This window comes from Arcicella sp. LKC2W (assembly GCF_034931005.1).
Classification (GTDB): domain Bacteria; phylum Bacteroidota; class Bacteroidia; order Cytophagales; family Spirosomataceae; genus Arcicella.
Genome location: NZ_JAYGIN010000020.1, coordinates 146,065 through 154,976, shown reverse-complemented (window position 1 = coordinate 154,976; position 8,912 = coordinate 146,065). Strand labels below are relative to the sequence as shown.

Here is an 8,912-nt window from a genome sequence, read left to right as displayed (position 1 = left end):
TTAAAATGAATATTTACGTCGATGAAAGAACAATTAACAAACAAAAATTTGGACAACAACTTGGACTTTTCTAAGTTTACAAATAATCAAAAAAGTCAACCTATTTTAGGACGGGACACATAGAAACCAATAACTCATAAACTCATAACTCATAAACTCATAAACCAATAACTCCTAAACCGCCTCCACCGAAACCCACATATTTATTAATTCTATATCGCCAAATTGAGTAGCAAAAGCCACATCATTGGCATCTCTACCATAGGCTAAAACCACTCTATTTCCTTTCAAAGTAGGCTGGGTAGCATCAAATGTGTACCATCTGTCTCCAATATATGCTTCAAACCATGCGTGTAAATCCATCGGTTTGAGGTCATGAAGATACCCAACAACCATACGTGCAGGAATACTCAGACAGCGACAAAGAGCCATGCACAAATGCGAAAAATCACGGCAAACCCCTATCCTACTCTGACTAATATCAAAAGCTGATGTTGAAGATGAACTATGTCCATATTCATAGCGAACATTAGTCCGTACCCACTGACAAATGGCATCTACTTGCGAATATCCCATTGTTATATCTTGGGTAATTTCTACGGCAAGATTAAATAATTTGTCCACCTCACAATATCTGCTTGATAACAAATAAATCAATACATCGGCAGGTAGATTTTCTACGGGAATATAATCAGCATCAAAATTTATATCAAGGTTATCTTGAGCTTGTACTATGGAAGAAGTTTGGATTGATAAAAAGCCTGTGGGACAAACAATTCGTTGGCACAAGTTACCATATACGTCTTTATATTCGGTAATGGGTAATTCTGGATTGAGGGTATAGTTTTCTTCTATTACTTGCTGTCCTGAACCACTTTGAGGACGAAGTATTAAAATTAGAGGTACACTTTCTTTAGATTCATAATCGAGCTGACAAGCTACTTTTAACTTCATTTTGTGTTAGGGAATATCGTATATGTAAAGATAACCTTTTTGAGCCATAGAAGTTTGTAAAAATTGCATAATAAAGGAACGTATCCGTAAATATTTTTACGAATATTTTTCTCTTTTGAAATTATAAAATGAAAGCCCTTCAAAATCAGGGTTTTGAAGGGCTTTCATTTATTTAGTTCATCTCAAATTATTCTTTCCATAATTTAACCACACTGGTTTTCTCTTCATTGCCAACTCTCAAGAAATACATTCCTGATGGAATTTTGTCTAAAGAAATAGTCTGAACATGATTTTTGAGCGTTTCATTCCAATAACTTTTTCCCGAAATATCTGTCATATTGGCTTCGTAGCTTTTGCCTACTACATTATTTATTTCAAGTATAATGTCATTTTTTGTTGGGTTAGGATAAACCTTGAACAATTCTGTCACTTCTCCTTGATTTGCCAAAATGCTAAATAATATCGGTATTCCATAGCCTAATCTATAATCTGGATTACTGAACTGACTCCCTGATTTTCTGGCTTTATCTATCACTTCCATTGCCGTTAATGTTGGATTTGCCTGCCAAAAACCTGCTAACATTCCACAAAGTATGGGGGCAGAAAAAGACGTTCCAGAAGAAGTATTAACCGAACCTGACGGAGCTACAACGGCAACACTCTGCCCCATCGCAACCAAATCTGGCTTTATTCGTTTATCGGTTGGAATGCCCAAAGAACTAAATGATGCCAATGTTTTGGTAGCAGTTAATGCTCCAACCGAAATCACAGAATCTGCATCGGCTGGCGTTCCGATATACTTCCAAGTTCCATTTCCTTCATTGCCTGCACTTATTACACACACAATACCAACCGCCGCCGCCCAGTCTGCCGCACGAGCAGCAATGGTTTTATTGCCATTCAAATCAGCATAAGTATGGTCAGTTTTGGCATCGTCGAAGGTGGTATATCCCAATGAGGAATTAATTAAATCTACGCCTACGCTATCGGCATATTCAGCCGCAAAAAGCCAATTAGCTTCTTCAATGATGTATTCGCTTGGAGCATTTTCTGAACGTAATAATAAAAAAGATGCCTTCGGAGCAGTCCCAATCATACTACCCTCTGCGTAAGCTCCCATGCACGACAATACCGACGTTCCGTGACCATCATCTTCATAAACAGAAGTTTCTTTCTTGACAAAATCATACGTTCCAACGATTCTCTTTTCATCAAAAAGTGCTTTCAAAACTGAAATTTTATTGGCATTATTGAATCCTGCATCTAAAATTCCAATCATCATTCCTTCACCTTTAAAACCTAAATCGTGCATTTTATCAACGGCAATCATCTCGTTTTGAGTTTTGGCTAAACCATAATTAAAACTCTCTGTTTCCAATGCTTCAAACTTAGATTTTTGTCGTCCAGAACGAGTGCTTGGGTCGTCCACTGTTCCATTAATTTCAAGCCCTTTTACGAATGAAAGTTTAAGAATATTAACCAAATTGGCTTCGGTAGTTTGTATTAAGGCGGCATTCATCCAACGAGAAGTAAACCAAACTTTTGCTCCTGCTTTCGTTATTTCAGTCAAATAAGCAGGGTTTACAGGCAAATCACGAGTTGTAACTGCAATTTTTTGTTTCGTTCTTCGATTAACTGAACGTTGAGAAAGGAACTCCAAAGGCTTTGAAACCGAATAAGGAGAATTATTTTTATCCTTAAAAGTAATCAAATATTTTGCCTGAGCGGAGCAGGTGATAGAGAACAGAGAACAGAGAATAAAGAATAGCGTACAAAAAGCAATACAATTCACGCTAATCTCTAATAACCGCCCTCTATTCTCTAAACTCTGACCTCTAAACTCTATCCCTACTTTACTCTTTTCCATAACTTTTTATTTTTAGCATATATTTCGTTCCAAAATCAATTTTGCCTTTTCCCAGACAATCTGGGGTATTACAATATGATACAAACGTTTTTTCTTGATAAACTAACCCAATACCTTCTGCATATACTTCCATTCTACGTTTTAAATCAACCAATGTTGAATCATTTTGTTGAATAACGCTCAAGGTTTTAGCAAAATTTTGCCCATTCGTTTGAAAAGGCTGATTTACCTTTTTCATTTCAAAAGAGTCATCTCCGAAAGCATTATAAAGATTTCCATTCCATTTAATGTTCTCTTTTATCGGAAAAATCATTTTTACGTAAGTTACATTATTTTCCGTTTTCAAGGCTTTGTCTATTTCTTTTTTAGCCGTAAAGACAGAATCAATTACCCATTTTTGCGTATCATTTTCCCTACGATAACGTTCAATTCTCAAAGCTTCTTTATTATCTAAATCTTGAAAAAAGGAAGCGTTAACTTCTTTCAATTGATAATTTTCAACTTTTGGATTTTCTGTCAATGAATATTGAATTTCTTGAACATCATAGACAATTGAATTCCCGATGATTGGGTAATAAAAAGACGCTCCTGTTTGAGGTGGTGACACACAACCGCAATCTAATTGTTGACATGACCACAAACTAATCGCACTGAAAACAAAAGGGGTAAAAACTACCATAGCTTTTACCCACTTTGTTTTCAGTTTGATGAAATGTTTATTTTTCACGACTGAGTTCATTTTCAATATTGTTTTGAACAGATTATTAATTTGCAGAAGGCACTAACCATGCTTTTTGTAAAGTAGTTTGCTCTTCTGTTAAACTTTCGGCTGGACTTAAAATATTTTTTTCTTCCACATCTGGAATAAATAATTTTGTTGTAAGTGCCACTTCTACTTTTTTATCACCTTCCTTACGCAATACTACATAACTTATGTCGTCGCCTTCTTTTGAGTTTGACATAAACTCGCTACGGGTTGTTCTAAAAGAAGTTAAGTCTAATTTCTGACCATTCAAACTTACAAATTCATCTCCTGCTTTAAGTCCTAATTTTTTCCCTAATTCATCTATTCCGTCTTCGTCGATGATAAAAACACCTTTTGTTTCTGGACTGATTCCTAAATTATATACCGAAAAGCCCAACGTTTTTTCCTTTTTCTTACGGCTTTTCATGTAGTCAATTCCTACACTTTTAAGGGTTTCTTGGATTGGAAGTGACTCTTTTCCTTCTACATATTTGGCAAAGAATTGACGAATTTCTGGAAATTTCGTAACCTCCGTAATTTTATCAAACAATTCATCATCGTTAAATGATTTTTCTTTTCCGTAATATTTTGACAAATCACGCATTAAGTTTTGTGTTCCATATTTTCCACCAGATAATTGACGTAATTTAATGTCTAAACACAAACCGATTAACGCTCCTTTTTCATATACATTTTGGTATTGGTCTTTATATTTTTCTAATACATCTGCCGACATTACCGTAAATGGAATATCGTCTTTATAACGGTCATTCATGTTGCCGATTTTAGATTTCAACATATTCAAATACATCGGTAAATCAATCAAATTGTACTTCATCTGCATGTGACCCGCAGCATATTCGGTCATTCCTTCGTACATCCACAGGTGTTTTGACATTTTTGGTTTGTTAAAATCAAACTCACCAATCTCAACCGAGTGAATACTTAAAGGTGTTACAATATGGAAAAATTCGTGCGAACAAACGTCTTTTACCGTCTGCGAAAGTTCTTCTGACGAAGCTTCTGGCAAATAATAAAACGATGAATATGAGTGTTCCAAAGCTCCATAACTTCCATTTTTCAAGTTATCAGAAAGTACAATCACGAAAGCATATTTTTTGATGGGTAATGCACCGCCCAAATACTCTTTTTGTGCTTCCAAAAGCGTCTTTACATTAGCCGCAATTTCTGCCGAAGTCGCTTTTTTGTTCGGAGAAAATACCGAAATCAAAATATCTGCTCCACCCACTTTCAAAATAGTGGTATCTGGCTGACAATACATGATTGGTGCATCCACTAAATCGTTGTAATTGGGAACAATAAAAGTATCTTTTTTAGAGTCAGATTTTGCTGCTGTCAATGAACTGGCTCCGTAAAAACCCGTTGGTTTTGTGAAAGTTACCTCATAGGTCTGACGTTTCATATCATCAAAATAACCAATAAAACCATGTGCATTGATGGCAAACAGTTTGTTTTCTTCAATGTCTGTTCCTGCGGGTTCAAAAATATATTCCCCTGCAATTTCAGGAGAATCCCAAGTGTCATCAACTAAATAAGTGATTTTATTTAAACCTTTAGCTCCTTTAATTTTGTAGCTATTTTTATCTAATTTTTCTACTGAAAGAACTTTACCTGATACATCAAAAGCCTTAAAGTCAGACACATAACGCCCAAAATCATAATTAGCATACGTTCCAGGAACAATCTTTGGCATATTATAAACTACTTCATCCTTCAAAATTTTAGGCGTAATTAACGACACTTCCAATTTATCATTTTGGACTTTAGTTAAATCAATAAAAAACTGATAATTGGTAGTTTGTGAAACTTTCTGAGCGAAAGTATTTAGGCAGATAAACAGTGCTGCAAGCGTTAACGTTTGAAATTTCATTCTATAATATGAGTTGTTGAAAAATTAAGTTCGCAAGATAATAATCTTTGATGGGATATTAACGAAGAAAATGAGTGAAAGGTACATCTGACGAAGAAAAGGTTTATGAGTAAGTGGGTATGAATTTATGAGTTAATGGGTTTATGAGTAAATAGTGCTTGAAAAACTTTAATTTGGCTTGTTTTAGCGGTCTGACTATCGTCTGACCCAGTATTTATTTTACCTCGGTCAGACGATAGTCAGACCGCTAAAACAAAAGTATTATTCTATGAAATATCCGTCAAATCAAAGTATTTCAAACAATAGTTCATGAGTTGATAGGTTTATGAAAAGTAGTTTATGAGTCTATGAGAAAACTAACTACTACATACTCATCAACTCATAAACAACAACTATGAAAGTAAAAATGCCGTTGGACTGACGTACTCAAAAGATGGCCCTACATGATAACCTTCTTTATCTGGAAACGGCATGGCACAGAGTTTCTCAGCGGCTAATTTTATATCATACATTGTACCAATATTTTTATCTAAATCATTCGGTTTTCCATTAAATACATCGTGCAAACCTGCCAATAATGAGTAATAACTACTGTTAAATTCATTCATTCGGTTTTTTGCTTCTGAACCATCAGGTAACATCGCAGTTTTGGTATTTGGGAAAAGAGGATAAACACCTGTCAATGATGTATCAATTGCAATTGATGCTCCCGTAAATGAATAACCATAAGGCGGAAGAGGGCTTTTCACCAATTTGCGACCATAATAAAGCTCTTCAAAACGATAATAATGGGCTAATTCACCTTCTTCATCTAAAGGAGAGTCATCTGTTCCTTCGCCTTGGTCAATGATAATATTAATGGCATTGATAGCATCTTCTTTGGTAAGAATTGGGTATAATAAATTAGAGGCAAAGAAATTTGAGGTTACTTGTAAGGCGGGGTCACCAGGCAAAGTATCAGGAGCGATTTCTTCTATTTTTGCTTGAATAGCTTTATAAAAAATACCAATCGTCGAGAAAGTTGGCAAAGTAGCTTTTGCCATTAAAGTTGTTGGATAAATAATTGGAGTTTCAGGCTCTTCAATTTCCATGAAAATATTTTTCACCAAATCTTTAGAATACATTTCAAGACCAACGATAAAACCAGACCCGCCAATGCCCATTGGCAAATTGCCTGGATATTCGGGTACAAAATCAGGTGTATTGATTTTTGGTTTTCCGCCTAAAGCATTTAAAATATTGGCAGAAATTGTCATGTGCAACATTTCTTCCACCACAATTGAATGAATAATGGTTCTCACCCCAATATTTGTTCTTGGAATCAGCGAATACATGGCTGTCAAATACGGAGGAATGGTAGAATGTTCTAACTCAATGGCTTTCTGAACAAGAAAATGTAGCTCACAAAGTTCCGTTGCACTTTGAGCCATTTGTACATATTTTGAATCTATTTTTAACATGATTGAGGCTGTTTAAAGGTTTTCAAATAAATTAGTGATTGACGGTAAAGGAGGCATTGAGCCGTTTTTAGCTTTTACTGCTTCTTTGTATTTCAATTGATTATTTGTCAAAGGAGTACCAAGAGAAACGGTATTTTGATTTCTCTGTTTCTCTGTGCTTTTTAAACTTGGCACATCAATGATTGGGTTATCGAGCCATTTGAGAATAGTAGTGCGTTTTGCATCTGATAAATCACGAGTTACTGGCATGTGCATCGTGTCATGAATATCCCTTGAAAAGGCAAATTTTAGAATATCTTTTTTCATGATTAAGTCATTAGGATTTGCCAAATTGACCAAATATTTACTCATAATTGGATATAAATTGGCATACTGAATCATGATGGCTGAAATATCTGACCAAGTAGGGTTTTCGGGTACTTCAAAATAATCTCGTAAATGGATAACGACATTGCTACCGTCTCCCAAAGGTTCATCCACCGAATTGTCATAATCTAAGGTATAAACCTGTCCATCAACATAAACTCTTGGCGAATTGATTTCATTTCCTGTAATTTCCAACTGCCCAAAACCATCACTATTGGTTTGAATGGTCGTTTGAAAAGTGATACCGTCTTGTGGAAAATTATTTCCATAAATCTCACAAATAGGGTTAGATATTGGGTCGAGAGGAATATTTGACGTAGCACGCTCTAACTTGACATTTATGGTAGCATTAGGCAAAATATTTCCCCATTGATAACTATAAAAATCAACAGTTACTGTTTGGTCGCAGTCAATCCGTTGTACAAAATTATCCGCTCTTACATATACACCGTCAATGGTTTCACGACCCAATAAAACGTATTGTCCAACATCGGTTATAGAAGGTGTTAAAAGTAATAATTGGTTATTTTTTAGGGCTTCTACAATATTGTCAGGAAGATTATTGAAAGTCTGGATTCCTCCCAATTGACTAAGCCACTGATTTGAGCCTGATATATAAGAAACAATGCCGATTTCAGTAAACTGACTGGCATCTACAAGTGTTGGTGTTGGTGAAGCGTTATTCAAAAAAGCGTTATTGGTATTGGCAACACCCACAATTAATGTTTGCGTTGCGGAAATTGTACCTAATGAGTCTGAAATAGGAAAACTATTTCCAAAATCAATAGAAAGACGGTTGCTGTTTTCTTCTAACAAGAAATTATTAATGGCAAAATACTGAGACTGACTCTTGGCACTCACATTTAATACCCCATAAAGTCGTCGGCAAGCGGCAAAATTGATTGGTTCTCCCTCAAACCAAGGTCCAATTGTTCCAATGATTTTCCCCAAAGAAAAACGACCATCTGGAGCATGATTATAATAATAACCAAAGGCATTAAGATTGATACTCAGTTTATTACCTTGTGTGGCACTTTTAAGTTGGGATAAAAAAGGCGATGCTTCTATATTTTCCCCCCAAACAAGATTGGTCAAAACAGATGTCCAACAAGCACCGTAAGGCTGACCATTTACGTTACCTCCTGCCAACTGTCTGAGTTGCATATCTCTAAAACAAGTAGGGTCAATATCGCCTTTCAAAAGTAGCTCATTATCAGGCGTACAAATGCGTATTTGGACACACCAAAGTGCAGAAACCATTTGAGCATCAGGGTCTAAATCCAACATTTTCCCAGTAGGTCGTCCTTCTGAACCCGCCACAATTTGACCCACAATTATATCCGAAGAAGCATCAGTCACCGACGTTCCATCAGGCATTGTTAATTGTTGAACTATACAATTTTTGAAATTAAAAACGGCACCACCTTCAGGATTCCACCAACCATTTGTACTTCCAGTACCATACTGTTGAAAATTAGAAGTAAAGGTTTCATTGTTATAATGCGTCACATCATTATTGACGGTTGAAACATCTGAGAGAAAATCTCCTGAAAAGACTAATCTTGGAGAATGTAAATAAGACATAGTTTTAGGTTTTAAAATTTAAGCTTTAACTAACTATTTTCAAGA

Annotated in this window: 6 protein-coding genes; all 6 read right to left on the bottom strand. The window is 35.5% G+C overall.

Features of this window, described 5'->3' with window-relative positions:
- Nucleotides 1-174 precede the first annotated feature (174 nt).
- The 6 genes from VB796_RS17050 to VB796_RS17025 all read right to left on the bottom strand — a co-directional run bounded on the left by VB796_RS17050 (nt 175) and on the right by VB796_RS17025 (nt 8,867).
- The gene (locus VB796_RS17050; RefSeq protein WP_323347778.1) at nt 175-954 is read right to left on the bottom strand and encodes a transglutaminase family protein; all 780 of its coding nucleotides are present in this window, start codon (nt 952-954) and stop codon (nt 175-177) included.
- 187 nt (nt 955-1,141) lie between these two features.
- A complete protein-coding gene (locus VB796_RS17045) occupies nt 1,142-2,821 on the bottom strand; it encodes a S8/S53 family peptidase (protein WP_323347777.1) in 1,680 nt (559 codons plus the stop codon).
- On the bottom strand, nt 2,808-3,548 hold the full coding sequence (locus VB796_RS17040; RefSeq protein WP_323347776.1) for a hypothetical protein: 741 nt from the start codon (nt 3,546-3,548) through the stop codon (nt 2,808-2,810). Before VB796_RS17040 ends, VB796_RS17045 begins: the two co-directional genes overlap by 14 nt.
- 37 nt (nt 3,549-3,585) lie before the next feature.
- Entirely contained in the window at nt 3,586-5,457 is a 1,872-nt protein-coding gene (locus tag VB796_RS17035; RefSeq protein WP_323347775.1) for a peptidase M61, read from the bottom strand.
- A gap of 392 nt (nt 5,458-5,849) precedes the next feature.
- Nucleotides 5,850-6,917: a ferritin-like protein gene (locus tag VB796_RS17030; protein ID WP_323347774.1), complete on the bottom strand. Its 1,068-nt coding sequence runs from the start codon at nt 6,915-6,917 to the stop codon at nt 5,850-5,852.
- Nucleotides 6,918-6,929: 12 nt separating this feature from the next.
- Complete coding sequence (locus tag VB796_RS17025) at nt 6,930-8,867, bottom strand: hypothetical protein (protein WP_323347773.1); 1,938 nt, start codon at nt 8,865-8,867, stop codon at nt 6,930-6,932.
- Nucleotides 8,868-8,912: the final 45 nt, after the last annotated feature.

Coding starts and splice junctions, on each gene's coding strand:
- VB796_RS17030 (WP_323347774.1), bottom strand. CDS start 6,917: ATGTTAAAAATAGATTCAAAATATGTACAAATGGCTCAAAGTGCAACG.
- VB796_RS17045 (WP_323347777.1), bottom strand. CDS start 2,821: ATGGAAAAGAGTAAAGTAGGGATAGAGTTTAGAGGTCAGAGTTTAGAG.
- VB796_RS17050 (WP_323347778.1), bottom strand. CDS start 954: ATGAAGTTAAAAGTAGCTTGTCAGCTCGATTATGAATCTAAAGAAAGT.
- VB796_RS17025 (WP_323347773.1), bottom strand. CDS start 8,867: ATGTCTTATTTACATTCTCCAAGATTAGTCTTTTCAGGAGATTTTCTC.
- VB796_RS17035 (WP_323347775.1), bottom strand. CDS start 5,457: ATGAAATTTCAAACGTTAACGCTTGCAGCACTGTTTATCTGCCTAAAT.